The 18,421-nt window shown below is 43.7% G+C and carries 18 protein-coding genes; 5 read left to right on the forward strand and 13 right to left on the reverse strand.

Annotated elements, in window-relative coordinates; all coding sequences use genetic code 11:
• Positions 1-559: 559 nt before the first annotated feature.
• The 9 genes from glyS to BLW39_RS00430 form a co-directional block, all read right to left on the reverse strand.
• Positions 560-2,617 (reverse strand): glycine--tRNA ligase subunit beta, encoded by a 2,058-nt coding sequence (gene glyS, locus BLW39_RS00390; RefSeq protein WP_059375303.1) that lies wholly within the window; start codon positions 2,615-2,617, stop codon positions 560-562.
• Positions 2,617-3,564 carry a glycine--tRNA ligase subunit alpha gene (glyQ, locus tag BLW39_RS00395; RefSeq protein ID WP_059375304.1) on the reverse strand — a complete coding sequence of 316 codons (948 nt, stop codon included), beginning with the start codon at positions 3,562-3,564 and terminating at the stop codon, positions 2,617-2,619. The genes glyS and glyQ overlap by 1 nt, the downstream gene beginning before the upstream one ends.
• A 55-nt stretch (positions 3,565-3,619) precedes the next feature.
• A complete protein-coding gene (locus BLW39_RS00400; protein ID WP_059375306.1) occupies positions 3,620-5,101 on the reverse strand; it encodes a DUF2130 domain-containing protein in 1,482 nt (493 codons plus the stop codon).
• Positions 5,102-5,352: 251 nt separating this feature from the next.
• Positions 5,353-5,898, reverse strand: a complete 546-nt coding sequence (frr, locus tag BLW39_RS00405) for a ribosome recycling factor (RefSeq protein ID WP_059375312.1) — start codon at positions 5,896-5,898, stop codon at positions 5,353-5,355.
• Positions 5,898-6,623: a UMP kinase gene (gene pyrH / locus BLW39_RS00410; protein WP_059375317.1), complete on the reverse strand. Its 726-nt coding sequence runs from the start codon at positions 6,621-6,623 to the stop codon at positions 5,898-5,900. Before pyrH ends, frr begins: the two co-directional genes overlap by 1 nt.
• A gap of 95 nt (positions 6,624-6,718) precedes the next feature.
• Positions 6,719-7,603 (reverse strand): translation elongation factor Ts, encoded by an 885-nt coding sequence (tsf, locus tag BLW39_RS00415; RefSeq protein WP_059375323.1) that lies wholly within the window; start codon positions 7,601-7,603, stop codon positions 6,719-6,721.
• A gap of 111 nt (positions 7,604-7,714) precedes the next feature.
• On the reverse strand, positions 7,715-8,488 hold the full coding sequence (gene rpsB, locus BLW39_RS00420; RefSeq protein WP_059375327.1) for a 30S ribosomal protein S2: 774 nt from the start codon (positions 8,486-8,488) through the stop codon (positions 7,715-7,717).
• A gap of 226 nt (positions 8,489-8,714) precedes the next feature.
• On the reverse strand, positions 8,715-9,014 hold the full coding sequence (locus BLW39_RS00425) for a GIY-YIG nuclease family protein (RefSeq protein WP_059375653.1): 300 nt from the start codon (positions 9,012-9,014) through the stop codon (positions 8,715-8,717).
• A 34-nt stretch (positions 9,015-9,048) separates the two neighbouring features.
• Positions 9,049-9,813, reverse strand: a complete 765-nt coding sequence (locus BLW39_RS00430) for a tRNA1(Val) (adenine(37)-N6)-methyltransferase (RefSeq protein WP_059375334.1) — start codon at positions 9,811-9,813, stop codon at positions 9,049-9,051.
• Positions 9,814-9,876: 63 nt separating this feature from the next.
• On the opposite strand from BLW39_RS00430, the gene BLW39_RS00435 reads away from it, so the two are divergent.
• Positions 9,877-10,512 (forward strand): lysophospholipid acyltransferase family protein, encoded by a 636-nt coding sequence (locus BLW39_RS00435; RefSeq protein ID WP_059375338.1) that lies wholly within the window; start codon positions 9,877-9,879, stop codon positions 10,510-10,512.
• Between the two features lie 10 nt (positions 10,513-10,522).
• Here BLW39_RS00435 and BLW39_RS00440 read toward each other — a convergent pair whose 3' ends face one another.
• Entirely contained in the window at positions 10,523-10,744 is a 222-nt protein-coding gene (locus BLW39_RS00440; RefSeq protein ID WP_059375347.1) for a YneF family protein, read from the reverse strand.
• A 254-nt stretch (positions 10,745-10,998) separates the two neighbouring features.
• Between BLW39_RS00440 and lexA the strand changes: the two genes are divergently transcribed.
• The gene (lexA, locus tag BLW39_RS00445; RefSeq protein ID WP_059375352.1) at positions 10,999-11,634 is read left to right on the forward strand and encodes a transcriptional repressor LexA; all 636 of its coding nucleotides are present in this window, start codon (positions 10,999-11,001) and stop codon (positions 11,632-11,634) included.
• 90 nt (positions 11,635-11,724) lie between these two features.
• On the opposite strand, the gene BLW39_RS00450 is transcribed toward lexA, so the two are convergent.
• Positions 11,725-12,819 carry an aspartate-semialdehyde dehydrogenase gene (locus BLW39_RS00450; protein ID WP_059375356.1) on the reverse strand — a complete coding sequence of 365 codons (1,095 nt, stop codon included), beginning with the start codon at positions 12,817-12,819 and terminating at the stop codon, positions 11,725-11,727.
• Between the two features lie 46 nt (positions 12,820-12,865).
• Positions 12,866-14,326 (reverse strand): threonine synthase, encoded by a 1,461-nt coding sequence (thrC, locus tag BLW39_RS00455; RefSeq protein ID WP_059375362.1) that lies wholly within the window; start codon positions 14,324-14,326, stop codon positions 12,866-12,868.
• 131 nt (positions 14,327-14,457) lie between these two features.
• On the opposite strand from thrC, the gene BLW39_RS00460 reads away from it, so the two are divergent.
• From BLW39_RS00460 to BLW39_RS00470, 3 genes are read left to right on the forward strand one after another with little or no spacing between them, the layout of a single operon-like run.
• Positions 14,458-15,717: a homoserine dehydrogenase gene (locus tag BLW39_RS00460; protein ID WP_059375368.1), complete on the forward strand. Its 1,260-nt coding sequence runs from the start codon at positions 14,458-14,460 to the stop codon at positions 15,715-15,717.
• Positions 15,711-16,592 (forward strand): homoserine kinase, encoded by an 882-nt coding sequence (gene thrB / locus BLW39_RS00465; RefSeq protein WP_059375376.1) that lies wholly within the window; start codon positions 15,711-15,713, stop codon positions 16,590-16,592. Before BLW39_RS00460 ends, thrB begins: the two co-directional genes overlap by 7 nt.
• Positions 16,593-16,644: 52 nt before the next feature.
• Positions 16,645-18,009 carry an aspartate kinase gene (locus tag BLW39_RS00470; RefSeq protein ID WP_059375378.1) on the forward strand — a complete coding sequence of 455 codons (1,365 nt, stop codon included), beginning with the start codon at positions 16,645-16,647 and terminating at the stop codon, positions 18,007-18,009.
• A 42-nt stretch (positions 18,010-18,051) separates the two neighbouring features.
• On the opposite strand, the gene BLW39_RS00475 is transcribed toward BLW39_RS00470, so the two are convergent.
• Positions 18,052-18,408: a YlbF family regulator gene (locus BLW39_RS00475; RefSeq protein ID WP_059375381.1), complete on the reverse strand. Its 357-nt coding sequence runs from the start codon at positions 18,406-18,408 to the stop codon at positions 18,052-18,054.
• Positions 18,409-18,421: the final 13 nt, after the last annotated feature.

Here is an 18,421-nt window from a genome sequence, read left to right on the forward strand (position 1 = left end):
TCCGCCAATCAACATAAATGCTCCAGCTGCAACCAACCAACTTTTGCTGGATTTATACATTTTGTCATCTAACATATTTTTACTCCTTGAAACTTTCGTATTTAAAATAGATTATATCGGCAACATTGTAACACAACATGTCAATAAAATCACTTAACCGTAAAATAAATTAAAATCAGAATAAAATAACTTATCTTTTAAAGTAATTTTTTTAATTACTCGTATGCCTAAAAAGCAACCAATAAAAGACTATCATCTTGCCTTTCAAAAAATAATTTTTCATTTTCTAAATCAAAAAAACATTTCAATAATTATTTTAATATGTTAAAATTTTGTTAAATCAGAAATGATTGAAATAAAAAGAGAAGTATCTCTCGTCTGTTAATTATTTTTCCCCACAAAACTCATATCTGCTTATAACATTTTTCGATAATGACAGGCGAGTCCCGGCGTGAGCAGGGCTTTTTATTTGAACATTTCTGCGATAACTTTTCTGCAAAAACAAAAAAGCGACCATGATTTTATCACGGTCGCTTTTAATGTTGACTTATAAGTCTACTTATTTAATAACAATCTGTTCAATGTCCCCTAGTCCATTAATCAAAGTGCTCAAAGCATTCAACTGAGCGTAGCGGTTATTCTTAACCGCCTTCTTTGGATCATTGACCAAGGTATTGTCAAAGTAAGCGGCGATTGGTGCTTGCAAGGCTGCTAAGGCTTGATACAAGGCTTCCGCCCCTTCTGCTTCCAAATTAGCCAAGTCCAAATCCTTGCTTGCTTCATACAAGGCCTTTTCCTGGTCGTTTTCCAGCAGGTTAGGCTTAACTGGCGCTTCGACTTTTTCCTTGCTTGCCAAACGGGTCACCCGAGACAAGGCTTCCATAACATCACGGAAGTTTGTGTCTTTAGCGTGCTTAGCCAAAACGTTCGTCCGGTCAGCAACATAAACCAAGTCACCAGTTACGACATTTGCCGTTCCAGCCGTCACAATGTCCGAACGCACACCGCTGTCAGCAGCTAACTTACGGACACGGTCGGTCAAGAAGTTAATAATTTGAGCCAAATCCGTATCAGCAACTTCCTTGTTTTGCTTACTAAAGTTGGCCAAAATGTCTAGCAAGTTCAAATGCCAGTCATGGGCTTCCAACGTTCGCACCACCCCAGTAGCTGCTCGACGCAAACCATAAGGGTCGTTAGCACCTGATGGAATCAAATCAGCAGCAAAGAAGGTCACGATTGAGTCAAGCTTGTCAGCAATTGCCAAGACAGCGCCAATCTTTGAATCTGCCACTGCCCCAGTCGCAGAGGTTGGCAAATAGTGCTCCAAGATTGCATGGGCCACTACATCATTTTCACCAAAGAGCTTGGCGTAGTGTTCACCCATCACACCTTGCAATTCGTCAAATTCACCGACCATTCCGGTCATCAAGTCGAACTTGTAAATTTCAGTTGCCCGGTTCAAATCAGACAATTCTTCGTATGAAAGGCCCAATGCCTGTCCCAATTGACCGGCCAAACCGCGGACACGCATCATGTGCTCGTAGACCGTTCCAATCTTTTCATGGAAGACAAGTTTCTTAACTCGTTCCATGTAGTCATCAATGCTCTTTTGTTGGTCTTCTTGGTAGAAGAAGACGGCATCTTCCAAACGTGCAACCAAAACCTTTTCGTTACCCGCAACAACGTTGGCCAAATTCTCTTCATTTCCGTTTCGAACTGAGAAAAAATGTGGCAAGAGTTCGCCTTCATCGTCCGTAACGAAGAAGAAGCGTTGGTGGTCACGCATTGAAGTAATCAAAACTTCCTTTGGTAAGTCCAAGTACTTCTTGTCAAAATTACCAGCAAAGGCAGTTGGCCATTCCACGATGTTATTGACTTCTTCAAGCAGGTCTTCTGCTTGGTCAGTCGTCAAATCCAAGTGCCACTTTTGGTCCTTAGCAATCTGTTCCAACTGCTTCGTGATGGTTGCCTTACGCTTTGTTGCATCAACAACGACAAAGGCAGCTTCTAGGTCTTTTTCATAGTTACTTGCGGCGGTTACTTGTACGTTTTCTGTTGACAAGAAACGATGACCACGAGTGGTATTACCGGTTTTAACATCCAAAACGGTGAAGTCAACGACTTCTTGGTCTAACAACGCGACCAACCAGCGAATTGGGCGAATGTATGAAAAGCTGTGGTTCCCCCACTTCATATAAGTTGAGAAGGTCATCTTTTCGACAACCTCTTCGCCTAACTTAGTCAAAATCTCAGCTGCAGATACGCCCTTAATTTCGGTCTTAGCCCACAAATAACCATCCTTTTCGACCAACTGTTCAGGGGTCGTCTTTTGGCCACGAGCAAATCCCTGGGCTGCCTTTGACCACTCACCATTATCATCCTTGGCCCGATCAATGGCAGGACCGCGTTTTTCATCTTGAACAGCTTCTGATCCAGCTGCCAAATCCGTCAATTGAACGGCCAAACGACGTGGCGTTGAAAATGGCTTAATTTCCTTATAACCAAGGCGATGGTCAGCCAAAAAGTCTGATACACGGTCAACCAACTGTTTTTCTGAGCTCGTTACCAAGTGGGCTGGCATTTCTTCCAAGCCAATTTCTAAAATAAAATCTGCCATTAGTCCTGGTCCTCCTTCTTGGCGTACTTCCCCTTTGCACCCAAGTACTTTTCACGCAAGGCTTCGTCCTTTAGCAATGGAAAACCAAGCTTTGCTCGTTCTTCGATAAAGACCTTCGATACCTGACGGGCCATAGTTCGAATCCGATGTAAGTAACCAGCTCTTTCCGTGACGGAAACCGTTCCGCGGGCATCGAGCAAGTTAAAGGTATGTGATGACTTCAAGATGTAGTCATAGGCTGGGTGTACCAAGCCTAGCTCCAAATTGTGCTGAGCTTCTTTTTCAAAATCATCGAAGTGTTGCAAGAGCATCTTCTGATTTGATTCCTCAAAGGCATACTTTGAGTGTTCGTATTCCGGTTCCTTAAAAATGTCACCGTACAAAACGCCGTGGCCCCATTCCAAATCATAAACCGTTGGGACGTCTTGAATGTATGAAGCCAATCGTTCCAAACCGTAGGTGATTTCGGCAGTCACAGAATCAACTTCGATTCCACCAACTTGTTGAAAGTAAGTAAACTGAGTAACTTCCATTCCATCAAGCCAAACTTCCCAACCGATACCGGCAGCACCCATTGATGGGTTTTCCCAGTTATCCTCGACGAAGCGGATATCGTGCTCTAATGGCTTGATACCCAAGGCTTCCAATGAGGCCAGGTAAAGTTCTTGGATGTTATCGGGTGATGGCTTCATCACCACTTGAAATTGGTGGTGCTGGAACAACCGGTTTGGGTTGTCACCATAACGACCATCGGCAGGACGCCGTGATGGCTGAACGTAAGCAGCTCGCCATGGTTCAGGACCATTGGCCCGCAAGAAAGTATAGGGGCTCTGTGTTCCCGCCCCAACTTCGTTATCGTAGGCTTGCATCAAGTTCGCGCCCTTTTCGGCCCAAAACTCTTGCAGTGTCAAAATAATATCTTGTACTGATAGTTTTTCACTAGACATTCGTCTTCCTCTTTATCTAAATCTAAATCTTTACAGTGGCAATCATCAAAGCTGGTTAAGATGATGATTTGCCGGACTCATCATCCGCTAAGTCAGCAAATTTGGCAATCATCGTTGGATTGTCCTTCGTCAGCCGCTTAACCGTCAAATCTTCCAACTTATTGTTGGCCAACCGGATTTGGTTCTCCGACGTCGTTAAGCTCTTTTTCACGTTTTCCATTTGGCTAATGGCTCGATCAATCTGCTCAATTGCCTTTTGAAAATTATTTGAATAAGAATTGTAGTTCTTGGCAAAGCGGTCCTTGAAGACATTGATATTATTTTCAAAGTTAGTAATATCAATATTTTGATTGCGCTCAACTTCTAATTCTTTTTTGTACTGAACTGAATTTAAGGCTGCATTCCGCAAGAGACCAATGAATTGAATAAAGAACTGCGGGCGAATCACATACATCTTTTCATAACCGTTCACTTGGACGATTCCAGTATTATATAATTCGCTATCGGCTTCTAGCATGGAAACTAAGACAGCATACTCTGTCTGTTTCTCTCGACGATCTTTATCGAGTTCCTTGAAAAAGTCTTCGTTTTTATGCTTCCGTTCCGTCCCATCAGCTTCGTTTTTCATATCAAACATAATGGAAATAAATTCTACGCCATCTTGATAATCACGAAAAATGAAATCACCCTTGGAACCACTTTCCTTGGAAACATCATTATCTTTTTCAAAATAAGCATTCTGAAAGGCAATCGACCGAACTTTTTCAAATTCCTGGTGAGCGTAAACTTCTAAGCTTTCACCAATTTCTTTCGTTGACTGCTTGGCCTTAAAGTCCTTATAAAGTTCAACTTGTTCTTGAGCAAGCTTTAATTGTCCCTCATACTCAGTTTTCACTTGAGTTACAGCCAATTGCTGATCGCGTTCCTGGTTTTGAACTTTATTTTTTAAATCAGCCAACTGCTTTTCTAGCTCAACCTGAGCCGCAGTAGCAGCCTCTTTTTCACGCTGGTAATCCGCTTGCAGTTTTTCCTTTTGCTGCGACAAAGCTAAGGCAGCTTCTGATTCCTGTTGCTTTTTAACGGCAGTTAAATCAGCCTTCATGGTAGCCAATTGTTCCTGCAAACGGGTTTTCTCTGCCTGAGCTTGGTCTTTTTCAGCCTGCTTAGCCTTTTCCAAATCAAGATCTGCTCGACTTTGAGCCTGGTCAAGTTGCCGCTTGAGATCAGTCAGTTGGTCTTGGAGCTTATTTTTCTCAACTTGGGCTTGGTCCTTTTCAGCTTGTTTGGCTTTTTCTAAGGACAAACTAGCCTTTTGCTGTTCCTGAGCTAACTGCGCTTGTAAAAGCTCTTGTTGATTCTTGTCCCAGTCCGCCTTTTCTTGGGCCAGTTTTTGTTCAATTGCTGCTTGAACGGCACTACCCAGTTGACTCGTGTCAACTTGTTGCTCATCTTTTAAATCAAGCGTATCGCCAGCCTGACCAGCCTCATTTAAGACTAAAACGGTATCCGATTCCAAATGGTACTTTAATTTGGCCATCACTTCCTCCTAACTAGACAAAAAACCGCGGCCAACGGCCTAATGTCAAAAATTGACATCAGGACGCTGACGCGCGGTTCCACCTGATTTCCAAAGGCAATTTTCATTGTCTTTGACACTTTCACGATTCAAAGCTCACCGGGTGCCAAACCGGGTCATTGCCTTAATTTATTCTACCCATATTATCCCTTTTTTCAGAAAAAAAGGCAAGAAAAAACCACCAGTAATCAAATTACTGGTGGTAAAGACAATTAAATCGTCAACAATTCTTTTTCTTTTTCAGCAACGATTTCATCAATCGCCTTCGTGTTGTCGTCAGTCAGCTTTTGTGCTTGATCTTCGGCATCATGAACTTGGTCTTCGGTCAATTCTTCGTCCTTCTTGATGGCATCCATAGCATCACGACGAACGTTACGAACAGCAACCTTTGACTTTTCGGCTTCTGCCTTGACTTCCTTCACCAATTCCTTACGACGTTCTTCAGTCATTTGCGGAATAGCCAAGCGAACAATGTTTCCATCAGACGCTGGGTTCAAACCTAAGTCTGACACGTTAATTGCTGTCACGATGGCTTCCAAAGCCCCTTTGTCAAACGGCGTAATCAATAGCATCCGTGCTTCAGGCACAGAAATTGACGCCACTTGATTCAAAGGAACCATAGCTCCATAATATTCGACTTCCACCCGATCCAAAATCCGTGGATTAGCACGGCCCGTTCGAATTTCGGCCAATTCACGACGCAAGGCATCTTGAGCACCCTGCATCCGTTCCTTTGTACTTGTAAAATCAAAAGCCATTATTTTTCTCCAGTCACTGTGGTTCCAATTGTCTCACCCTTGATGACCCGTTGAATATTACCAGGTTGGTTCAAGTTAAAGACAACAAGTGGCATGTTGTTTTCCATTGAGAGTGATGAAGCCGTTGAGTCCATCACCTTCAAGCCCTTTTTAATGATATCCAAATGCGTCAACGTTTCAAACTTTTGAGCATCAGGGTTAGTGTTTGGATCCGAGTCATAAACCCCATCCACACCATTCTTAGCCATCAAGATGGCATCAGCATTAATTTCATTAGCACGCAAAGCGGCCGTTGTATCCGTTGAGAAGTATGGTGAACCGGTTCCAGCGGCAAAAATGACAATGCGCCCCTTTTCCAAATGGCGAATTGCGCGGCCACGGATGTAAGGTTCTGCAATTTGTTGCATCGTAATCGCAGTTTGCACACGGGTATCAACACCAGCACGTTCCAAGGCATCTTGCAACACCAAGGCATTCATCGTTGTACCAAGCATTCCTGTATAGTCAGCTCGTGAACGTTCCATTCCAACACGGGCGGCTGGTTCACCGCGCCATAGGTTTCCACCACCAACAACGATGGCGATTTGGGTACCCATATCATGAACTGCCTTGATTTCCTTGGCGATTTGAGCAACTGTTTCTAGGTCAATTCCTTGTCCCTTTGGTCCAGCTAAGGCTTCGCCTGACAGCTTCATTAAAACTCGTTTGTATTTCGTATCCGTCATGGTTCTCCTCTTTCTTATCGCTATCTATTATAGCAAATTCGGCGACTTGATTCCGAAAAAAAAGTATCCAAATCAATGGATACTTAATTTTTAACTTAGTTGTTGATTTGCTTAGCTACTTCTTCAGCCAAGTTCGTCGTTTGCTTTTCGATACCTTCACCAACTTGGTAACGAACGAATGACTTAACCGTCATATCGTTTTGCTTAACGAAGTCAGCAACCTTTTGGTCACCATTCTTAACAAAGTCTTGGTCCAACAAAGTAATGTCAGCCAAGAACTTCTTGATACGACCTTCAACCATCTTTTCTTTGATATTGTCAGGCTTACCGTTCAAGTCTTCAGAAGCCAATTGAACTTCCTTTTCCTTAGCGATAACATCTGCTGGTACTTCATCATCTGAAACGTATTGTGGTGCAATGGCAGCGATGTGCATTGCTACGTCACGAGCAACTTCTTCGTTTGAACCAGTCAAAACAGCCAAAGCAGAAATTGAGCCACCCATGTGTGAGTAGGCACCGAAAACTTCGCCTGCAGTCTTTTCAGCAGTTGCAAAACGACGCAAAGTAATCTTTTCACCAGTGATTTGTGACACGTTAATGATCTTGTCGTTAACAGTACGGTCTTCTTCACCAGCAACTGGCAAAGCCAAAGCAGCTTCAACGTCAGCTGGTTGCTTTTCCAAGATTGTCTTCGTTACAGCAACCAACAAGTCATTAAATTCCTTGTTACCAGCAACGAAATCAGTTTCTGAGTTCAATTCGATGATGGCAGCCTTGTCACCGTCAGTCATAACATAAGTCATTCCTTCGGCAGCAACACGGTCGCCCTTCTTAGCGGCCTTTGCCATTCCCTTTTCACGCAACAAGTCGATTGCCTTCTCGATGTCACCTTCAGCTTCAACCAAAGCCTTCTTGGCATCCATCATTCCAACAGATGTCTTATCACGTAATTCCTTAACCAACTTTGCAGTAACAGCCATGCAAATGCTCCTTTAGCTTTCTTAAATTCACTATTAATATTATAGCATAGAAAAAGCCGCTCAGCGTCCCAAGCAGGTCCACCGGAACGGCAAATCATTTAACTAATCTGATTAGTTGTCTTTTTCAACAATCGTTGTAATTTCTTCGATTGATTCCGTGTTTTCGTCACCTTCGATGAAAGCATCTTCAGCAGCGTTATCTTGACCTTGACGACCTTCGATAACGGCATCAGCCATCTTAGCAGTGATCAAACGGATGGCACGGATAGCGTCATCGTTTGCAGGAATCTTAACGTCAACATCATCAGGATCGGCGTTAGTGTCAATCATAGCAACAACAGGGATGTTGAGCATGTTGGCTTCCTTAACGGCAATTTCTTCCTTCTTAGGGTCGACAACAAACAAAACGTCTGGCAAGTCTTGCATGTCTTCAATACCACCTAAGAACTTTTCCAACTTTTCGCGTTGCTTGTTCAACAAGACAACTTCCTTCTTTGGCAAACGTTCGAAAGTACCATCTTCGGCCATTGCCTTCAAGTCCTTCAAACGCTTAACACGTGTCTTGATTGTGTTCCAGTTAGTCAAAGTTCCACCCAACCAACGATGGTTGATGTAGAATTGACCAGCACGTGAAGCTTCTTCAGCAACTGCATCTGACGCTTGCTTCTTAGTACCAACAAACAAGATGTTAGCACCATCAGCAGAAGCATTACGCATGAAGTTGTAAGCTTCATCAATCAACTTAACAGTCTTTTGCAAGTCGATAATGTGAATGCCGTTACGTTCCGTAAAGATGTATGGTGCCATCTTTGGGTTCCAACGACGAGTTTGGTGTCCAAAGTGAACCCCTGCTTCGAGGAGTTCCTTCATTGTAATAACTGCCATAGTGGCCTCCTAGGTTTAACCTCCGGTAAATTCTTGGTCCGTACTGACAATTGCTTGCACCTGTACGTTCTCGTTTACCGTGTGTATTTTCGTTGTATTCACAACAGATACTAGTTTACTAAGATAAGCAGTAAAAAGCAAGCAATTTTCCCGGTTTTATCCTGAATTTGAGCAATAAAAAAGTCAAACAACAAATTTGCTTGACTGAGGGTGATCATTAATCTTGCTAATTCTTCTTCCAAATGGTTTTAGCGACCCCATGTTCCTGCAAAAAGAGTTCTTTTTGGGCCCGCGTTAAGTGCTTGAAGGTGGCCTCGGCCGACAAAGCCTCGTGTTTCGTTTGAAAAGTTTCTTGATAAATCAGTTGCAAGGGATGCCGTGACTTGACCCGAGTGAATTTAGCGCCCTTTCCAGCCTGGTGTGTTTTAAAGCGACGCTTGGCATCATCTGAAAAGCCACCATAAAAATAACCATCAGCGGTGTAAAGCACATAAAAGTCATATGTTTTTTCACTCGAATTCGTCATTTTCCCTCGCATCTCATCACCTGCCCTAACCTACTTATAGCTGCCAGGGTTGGCCATAAAGAATTTCTTGCACCTGATCCGTGTATTGATCATCTGCCGTATAAGCAATAATTGGTGGCAAAACCCGAACACCACCAGAACCGCCACCTTTAATTGCCTCCACTAAAACCATATTGGCCTCTCGCCCAGGTTTACCATAGACAAATTGCAGCCGCTTAACTTCTAATTTGCGGGCAGCCAAAGCCGCCATAATATCGTTTAACCGGTCAGGCCGGTGTACCAAATAAAACTTACCATTATTTTTTAGCAGCTTGTTAGCCGTTTGGGCTAAGCGCGGCAAATCAATCGCGATTTCATGGCGGGCTAATTGATAATGCTCATCCAAATTTTGCTTAGTCGTTTCGTTCACTGAAAAATAAGGAGGGTTTGATAAAACGGTGTCCACGGAACCCGGCTTAATTTGGTCGTAAATTGCTTGCATATCCGCATTAATCACCTTGACCCGGTCAGACAAGCCATTTAACGCAACCGACCGGCCGGCCATCTCGGCTAAGTCCTTTTGCAGTTCAACTAGGGCCACCTGCCCAGTTACCTTCTGTGCATAAAAAAGCCCGATTGCACCTGTCCCCGCACCCAAATCAACCGACAGCCCACGGCCCTTTTTACGGGGCTTAGCAAAGTAGGCTAATAGGACTGCATCTAATGAATAAGAGAACATATCCGGATTTTGAATAATTTGAATTTGCTGTGATGGAAGGCCATCTAGTCGCTCTCCTGGTTGAAGTTGAATATCTGTCATTTGCCTTTATTGCCTTTTATAAGTAAAATTATCCTGTTAAGTTAATTAGAAAGGGACAAGCAGATGTTATTCTATCGCTTTATCCGGGTCTTTACAGTGACCTTTGTTGCCATTATTAACGGGCGTGTCACCTACCTCCACAAGGATCGTCTTCCAAAGGACGAAAACTTTGTTTTGGTCGGCCCTCACCGTACTTGGTGGGATCCCGTTTGGTATGCCATGGCAGCGTATCCAAAGAAATTTATTTTTATGGCCAAGAAGGAACTTTTCAAAAATCCCCTTCTTCGCAAATTGATTGTGTCACTGGGTGCCTTCCCTGTTGACCGTCACAATGTTGGGACCGATACGATTAAGTATCCAATCAATGAATTGAAGAACGGTAACCGTTCCTTAATCATGTTTCCAACTGGGTCACGGCATTCACAAAAACTGAAGTCAGGTTCATTGGTGATTGCTAAGTTATCAAAAAAGCCAATCGTACCAGCCGTTTACCAGGGCCCCGTGAAGTTTTCGGACCTCTTTAAACGAAATAATACCACAATTAGTTTTGGTGAACCAATCTATATCAATCCAAAGGACCGACTGACTGATGAAAAAGTTGTTGAGTACAACGAAAAAATTCAGGCCAGCTTCGACGCCCTTGATAAAGAAATTGATCCTGATTGGGTCTACATTGATCCTAAAAAGCAAAAAAAATAAGCCGGTTGGCTTATTTTTTTTGTGCCTTAGCACTTTGGGCCTTCATTTGAGCCATCATCTGGTTCAACTTCTTTTGTGAAGGCTTTTGTCCCATTGACATCATCATCGACTTCATCATTTCTTCAGAAATTGGTGGGTTTTTTGCCAAATATGACTTCATTGTAAAGCGGGCTAGGAAAAATCCCCCCACTAGACCTACAACCAAGGCCAAAATTCCTACTAATACAACCATCACGGTCTCCTTTTGCTACGAAAATCTATAAAATATTATAGCACAAAGCCAACAATAAAAGTTGACTTTTCCCCAAGAAATTCTAAAATGGACGATAACTTCAAGAAAACTCCATCTTATTCACTTATTTTAAAGGTTTTCCACAAGAAGTAAAATTTTTTAAGATTTCTTAAGAAAATCTCACGAACATTTGTTTGCTTTCCCGAACAAAATCCGCTAAGATAAACATAGTAATAACAGGTAGGAAAGTATATATGGCAAGTTCTGATTCAAAACAAATACAAGTACTAAGATTCATCCACGAATACCAAGAAAAGAATGGGTTCCCACCAACCATTCGTGAAATTGGTGAGGCTGTGGGTCTTTCCTCTTCATCAACCATTCACGGTCATATTGCGCGTTTGATCAAAAATGGCTATTTGGAGAAGAAGGGCGAAGGAACCAAGGCCCGAGCAATCGAAGTGACGCCTGAAGGATTTGAAATCCTCGGTATCTCAGCGACTGCCGGTAAGATTCCAGTTCTTGGTCTCGTTACAGCCGGTCAACCAATTTTAGCGGTTGAACAAGAAGCAACGGAATTCTTCCCCATTCCAGAAAATTTGATTCCCTATGATGGCGATTTGTTCATGCTCAATGTCCGTGGTGAATCAATGATTAACATTGGTATTCTTGATGGTGACAAAGTCATCGTTCGCCGTCAGCAGAATGCCGATAACGGTGACATCGTTGTCGCAATGAACGAAGATAATGAAGCAACTGTTAAGCGCTTCTTCCAAGAAGGCAGTCACTACCGCCTTCAACCTGAAAACGATACAATGGCACCAATTATTTTGGATTCCGTTTCAATTTTAGGAAAAGTCGTCTCACTCTACCGAGACGCAATTTATTAAAAAACTTTAGAACCCCACTTGCCAGGGGTTCTTTTTTATTGAAAATTGCTAACAAAAAGGACGACCACTAATGGTCGTCCTTTTTTCTTGTTATTTTGTAAAGGCTGAATCGGCTGGTACTCGAACTAAGTCCATCTTGACCAATTCTTGAGCAATTTCAACCGTGTTCCAAGCTGCACCCTTCAATAAGTTATCAGAAACAATCCAGAGGTGGAAAGCACCTGGATTTTCCAAATCGGGACGAATCCGACCAACAAAGGTTTCCCGCTTTCCTTCTGCCAATAATGGTTGCGGATACGTCTGAGTGGCTGGATCATCTTGGATAACCACGTTATCGACGCTAGCAATGGCAGCACGAATTTGATCAGTAGTCACGGCTTCATCACCAGTATCAATATAGACACTCTCACCATGACCAATCATGACCGGTACACGGACAGCGGTACCAGTGACCTTGATTTGCTTGGCGTTCTTGTCCCCAAGAATAATCTTCTTGGTTTCATGAATCATCTTGTATTCTTCGTGGGTGTACCCTTCTTCTTCAAAAACATCAATTTGTGGCAACAAATTAAAGGCCAATGGGAAATGCTTCTTGTCACCCTTAACAGGCAAAACGTGAGCCAACTCCCCCATGTCTTCCCCCAACAAACGAGCCTGCGATTCAGCCAAAACCTCATCCATCGCTGCCTTACCAGCACCAGATGCGGCCTGATAGGTTGAGATGATTACCTGTTCCAAGCCAAATTGCTGAAAGACTGGGTTTAAAGCCATCACCAATTGTGTTGTTGAACAATTTGGGTTAGCAATAATCCCCTGATGGTCCTTCAACGCATCTGCGTTGACTTCCGGTACCACCAATGGCACTTGATCATTCATTCGCCAATATGAAGAATTATCAACTACGACCGCACCGGCCTTGACTGCTGCTGGAGCCAAAGCCTTAGAGGTTGAGCCACCGGCTGAGGCCAAGACAATATCAACGTCATCAAATGAGTGCTCGTTAGCCTCTTCAACGACTAATTCGCCATCTTGAAATGGCACCTTTTGACCAGCTGAGTGGGCTGAAGCCAACGCCTTAACTGAATCAAACGGAATCGTTGATTGCGCCAATTGTTCCAAAATTCGCCGCCCCACGGCCCCGGTTGCACCGAGGACGGCCACATTATAACTGTTTTTTGCTACCATAATAAATTTCCTCCTAAGAAATTAGACGAAAAAAAATCAAAATTAATTAATGCTTTAAGGCATTTTCAATAGTGGATTGAATTTGATCAGCACGAATAATGTCACGATGACGAATAGGCTGTTCAAATAACGTCTTGACCTGCTGTGGAATAGACGTCTTGGTGATAGCAGCCAAAGCTGTCAAACCACCGGCACCCGCCACCACTTCTTCACCCAACGCTTCCAAAACTGTTTGTGGGAACTTATAAGGGCTAGCGGTTGTGGCTAAGAGCGTCTGATGCTCACCATCATCTTGGTATTGATGGACAGCCACAGCGGTATGTGGGTCAAGCAAGTAAGCACTCTTAGTATAAGTTTCGGCAATGGTCTCTTCCACCTGCTTTTGACTGGTCCAGCCCGCTGAGAACTTAGCTAAGCCTTGGCGTGTCTTGTCAGACAACTGATAAACACCCTTTTCTTGCAAGGCCTGCATATCCTTGGCAATCAATTGACTATCTTGGCCACTAGCAAAATACAGCAACCGTTCCAAATTAGATGAAACCAAAATATCCATGGCTGGTGCATTGGTCACCTTAAAGTCACGGTTACGGTTATAAACTCCGGTTTCAAAAAGTTCAGTTAGAACATGGTTTTCATTTGAAGCCACCGTAAAGTGATGCACTGGCAAACCAACTTGACTGGCATAAAAGGCCGCCAACATATTACCAAAGTTTCCAGTTGGGACTAAGACATCGATTGGCTCCCCAACCTTGATTTGGCCCTTTTTCAATAGTTGCCCATAACCATAAAAATAATAGACAATCTGCGGGATCAACCGACCAATATTAATGGAGTTAGCGGATGAAATTTGTACGTCTTGCTCCTTTAAAAAGGCTCCAAACTTTTCATCACCAAGCAAGCCCTTGACCGCTTGTTGGGCATCATCAAAATTACCCTCGAGTCCGTATACATAAGTATTTTTACCGGGCTCTGAAACCATTTGCTGGCGTTGAATATCTGAAACTCCAACCTGTGGGTACAAAACTGCAATTTTTGTCCCGGCAACATCAGCAAAGCCTGACATCGCTGCTGTTCCAGTATCACCTGAAGTTGCCGTTAAAATGGCGATTTCCTTATTGAGGCCCATTTTACGAGCAGCTGTCGTCACCAAATGGGGCAAGGCTTGCAAGGCGATGTCTTTAAAGGCCAAGGTTGGCCCATGAAAGAGTTCTAAGTAGTGTAAGTTGCCATCATCATGGACGGGCACAATGGTCTCCGTATCCCACTGTGAGCCATAAGAGGCATCCACAACTTCTTGAACTTCCGCCAAGGTAAAGTCCGGTAAAAAGGCTGACAAAACTTTCACCGCTAGTTCTTGATAGGATAACTGTGCTAATTGATCTAAATCAAAATCAAGTGTCGGCCACTGATCGGGTACGTAGAGACCACCATCGGTTGCTAATCCCTGAAGAATCGCTTCTGCGGCTGATACAGCAGGCGCTTTTCCTCGGGTTGAGACATAATTCATGACGTGCTCCTTTAATCTCATAGTATTCTAATAATATTATAACAAAAAGATTCCTTTTTATGCAGGAAAATGTTAAGGTTAATAATAAATTATCCTTACTTGACAGTAAAAAACGATAGAAGGAGACCAAGATGACGATAAAGATTGGACTTTTTGGCTTAGGGACCGTCGGAAGCGGTTTATTAACCTTATTAGCAGAGCAAAATAACAAAATCAAGGCCAGCACCGGCTTAGATTTTACGGTTAAAACCGCACTTGTTTCCACCCTAACCAAAGACCGACCTGGTCTTGATCCCGCGATTCAACTCACAACTGATCCAAACGATATTTTAAATGACCCAGAAATTGACCTAGTAGTCGAAGTTGCCGGTGGAACTGGTTCAGCTAAGGGCTGGATTAAGAGCGCCCTTTCCAGCAAAAAACCAGTGATCACGGCAAATAAGGACCTGATTGCCACTGCTGGGCAAGAACTAATTGAATTGGCTAACAAGGCCCAAGTTCCCTTGTTGTACGAAGCTGCTGTTGCTGGTGGCATTCCAATCATTACCACCCTCCAAAACTATTATCGAACTGATACCATTCGTTCACTGGCCGGCATTGTCAATGGCACAACCAACTACATGTTGACCCAGATGGCTCAAAACGGTCTTTCTTACGAAAAGGCCCTCAAACAGGCCCAAGAATTAGGCTTTGCTGAAGCTGACCCAACCAATGATGTTGCAGGTTATGATGCGGCTTATAAGGCCATTATTTTAGCGCGCCTAGTATTTGGCTTGGAAAGCACCTTGGATGAACTGGCAATTACAGGCATTCAAGAAATTACAGATGATGACATTGCTGCCGTGAAAGTTCTTGGCGGTCAATTGAAGCTGCTCTTTACGATCAACCAGGTTGGCGAAGACTCAATTGCTCTTTCTGTCTCCCCTCAAGTCATTTTGCCGGACTCCCCACTGTCACAGGTCCACAATGAAAACAATGCTATCGTTGTTAATAGTGATAATCTCGGGCAAACGATGTACTATGGTCCTGGGGCCGGCGCACGTCCAACTGCTCAAGCGGTCTTAGCAGATATCCTACTGGCGGCCACAGCCACAAAAGAGAGCCATCAAGTCTTTTCATCAGAAAATATGAGATTAGCCGAGCCAAATGTGCAGGCCTACTGCTGGATTTTAAATAGTAAGACTCACGAAAGTATTGAATCTGCTGTTCATGAATTGGATGATGAACTAAACGGTTATATTGTGCGCCAAGGCAGCCATGAAAATAGTAATAACGGCAGCCAGTTAGTCTTATATACTAAGGAAATTACGACCGCTAACCACGATCGCTTACTCAAAGAATTGACTCAAAAAAGAACCTTAAATAAGGAGTTCGTAATTTATCCATGTTAACGATTACTGTACCAGCAAGTTCGGCCAATCTCGGTCTTGGTTTTGATTGTCTAGGCTTAGCCCTCGATTTAAACCTCACGGTAACTGTTGGTCAAAAAACTACTCAATGGGAAGTCATTCACCCATTTGGTGTCGACATTCCTGCCGACCGCCACAACCTGATTGTCAAAACCGCCTTGCTAGTTGACCCAGAAATCCAGCCCCACCAGCTGACCGTCACGAGTGATATTCCGTTGGCTCGCGGACTGGGTTCTTCTTCGTCTGCCCTCGTTGCTGGACTAGCTTTGGGCCACTTTTTAGCCGAAGGTAAAATTAACCGGCAACAACTTCTAGGAGAAGCTGCGGCCTTGGAGGGCCATCCTGATAACGTGTCCCCCACCATCTTTGGTGGTTTACAACTGACAAACGAAGACTTTCACGACGTGAAAAGTACCCGTTTACCGCTGGATGACGATTTAATTGCCTTTACCTTCATCCCAAACTATCCATTAAAAACGGACGAAGCCAGGGCTGCTTTGCCAGCCGAATATGGCCGAAAGACCGCTACTCTTCAAGCAGAACGGTTAGCTAACCTAGTGGTGGCTGCTTTTCAGAATGATTTAACTGCTTTTCAGCACTTAGTTGAAAAGGATCTCGTTCATGAACCCTACCGGGCCAAATTAGCACCGGAGTTTTTGACAATCCGAAAATTCGCCCATGAACACGGCCTGGCCGGTACTTATTTGTCAGGGGCCGGCCCAACCGTGGTTTCACTACAAAAACCAGCGGATGCAAAGCGCTTAGAAAGTGCCGTGCAAGCATTAAATCTGGATGGTGAAATTAAGCTTTTAAGCCTACAACAAAGTGGCTTTCAAGTTTCTGGTCATCTCAACTAAACGATAAAATGAAACAAATGAAAGGAGCGCCGGCCAAACGGTCGGCAGCGCTATGAAAGTAACAAAATTTGGTGGTTCCTCTTTAGCAACCGGTCAACAATTTGACCGTGTCATTAACATCTTGAATCAGGATTCTGATCGTCAAGTTGTTGTCACCTCTGCTCCTGGACGGGCAGCAGAGTTTCCAATGAAGGTAACAGATCTCTTAATTCGCTATGGTAAAGAGGTCATCGAAGACCGTGACAGCAGCAAGACAGTTCAAGATTTAAAGAAGCGCTACCAAGCAATTGCCGACTACTTTGCCCTCCCAACAGAGCAATTTGCCACCATTTTGGATCAAATTGATGACTTACCAAAGCACCAGTATCGGTCTTATACCTACCTGAGAGCAACCTTTGCTGCACACGGTGAATACCTTAATGCCCAACTGCTTGCGCTGATTTTGCAAGAAAAGGGTCAAAAAGCTGTGTTCGTAGATCCAAAGCAGCTCCACATGGTAACTGACGCCAACTTCCCAACCCTAGATGAAGATGCAACTTATCAAGAATTAGGTAATTTTGAAATTGAAGAAGGTACGCGTTACATCTTCCCTGGTTTTTTTGGTTACAACGACCGCGGCGAAATGGTGACGTTTTCCCGAGGTGGTTCAGACATCACGGGAGCCATCCTGGCTCGCGGCTTAATGGCTGATGTCTATGAAAACTTTACCGACGTTGACGCCATCTATGCCGTTAACCCCCGTTTAGTTAAAAATCCAGTTGCGATTCACAACATGTCTTACAGTGAAATGCGGGAACTTTCCTATGCCGGCTTTGCTGTCTTCCACGACGAAGCCATCATTCCAGCCATTCAGGGTCAGGTGCCAATTAACGTCAAAAATACGAATGACCCCGACGCACCTGGAACCTGGATTGGCCCAGCGGAACAAAATAAACCCGAACGACGGGTTACTGGTATTGCTGCCTCAGATAGCTTCTGTGCCCTTTACCTGCACCGCTACCTGCTGAATAAGGAAGTCGGCTTTACCCTCAAAATTCTTCAAATTTTGGCCCGCCATGGTGTTCCTTACGAACACATGCCATCTGGTATTGATGATTTAACAATTATCTTCAACAAGAAGAGCCTAAATAAAGAGCAAATTGAACAAATTCAGATGGATATCGAACGCGAGATTGCCCCCGATACCATGGCCTGGCATGAAGACTTTGCCATTGTGATGATCGTTGGTCAAGGAATGAAAAACCGCGTTGGAGCCTTCACTGAAATCGTCACCCCACTACGTGACGCAGGCATTTCACTGCAAATGGTGAACCAAGGGGCTTCCGAAATTTCGATCATGCTTGGGGTTGAGGTAGATGATGTTGATAATGCTGTCAAAGCCATTTATTATAACCTTTTCGACGATGAACAAAAATAAGCAAAATAAAAAGGGCTTGCGTCCTTTTTTATTTTGTCTTAATTATGCCTTTTGTGACTGAGCGTATGCTTCAGAAACTGGCTTCGTCACGATTTCGTTAATTTCACCAAGCAAAGTGTTCAACACTTGTTCAGCAGCCATCAAGTTCTTGATTTTTTCATTTTCTTGAACTTTCTTTGCCACGCCGTCCCACTCTTTTTCTTGGTCAGGTGTTGGCTGTTGCTGTGCTTGCATCATTTGTTGCACAGTCATTTGGATTGACTGGAATTGCTTGAACAAGTCCTTAGCTTCAGCATCGGCTTGAACAGCATCAAAGGCAGTTTGCCATGCTTGATATTGATCAGTTTCAACCAATACTTTTGCCATTTCATTTGCGTTATCGTAAATATTAACAGTCATCTGCTTTCCTTCC

Source organism: Fructobacillus pseudoficulneus (genome assembly GCF_900108455.1).
GTDB classification, from domain to species: domain Bacteria; phylum Bacillota; class Bacilli; order Lactobacillales; family Lactobacillaceae; genus Fructobacillus; species Fructobacillus pseudoficulneus.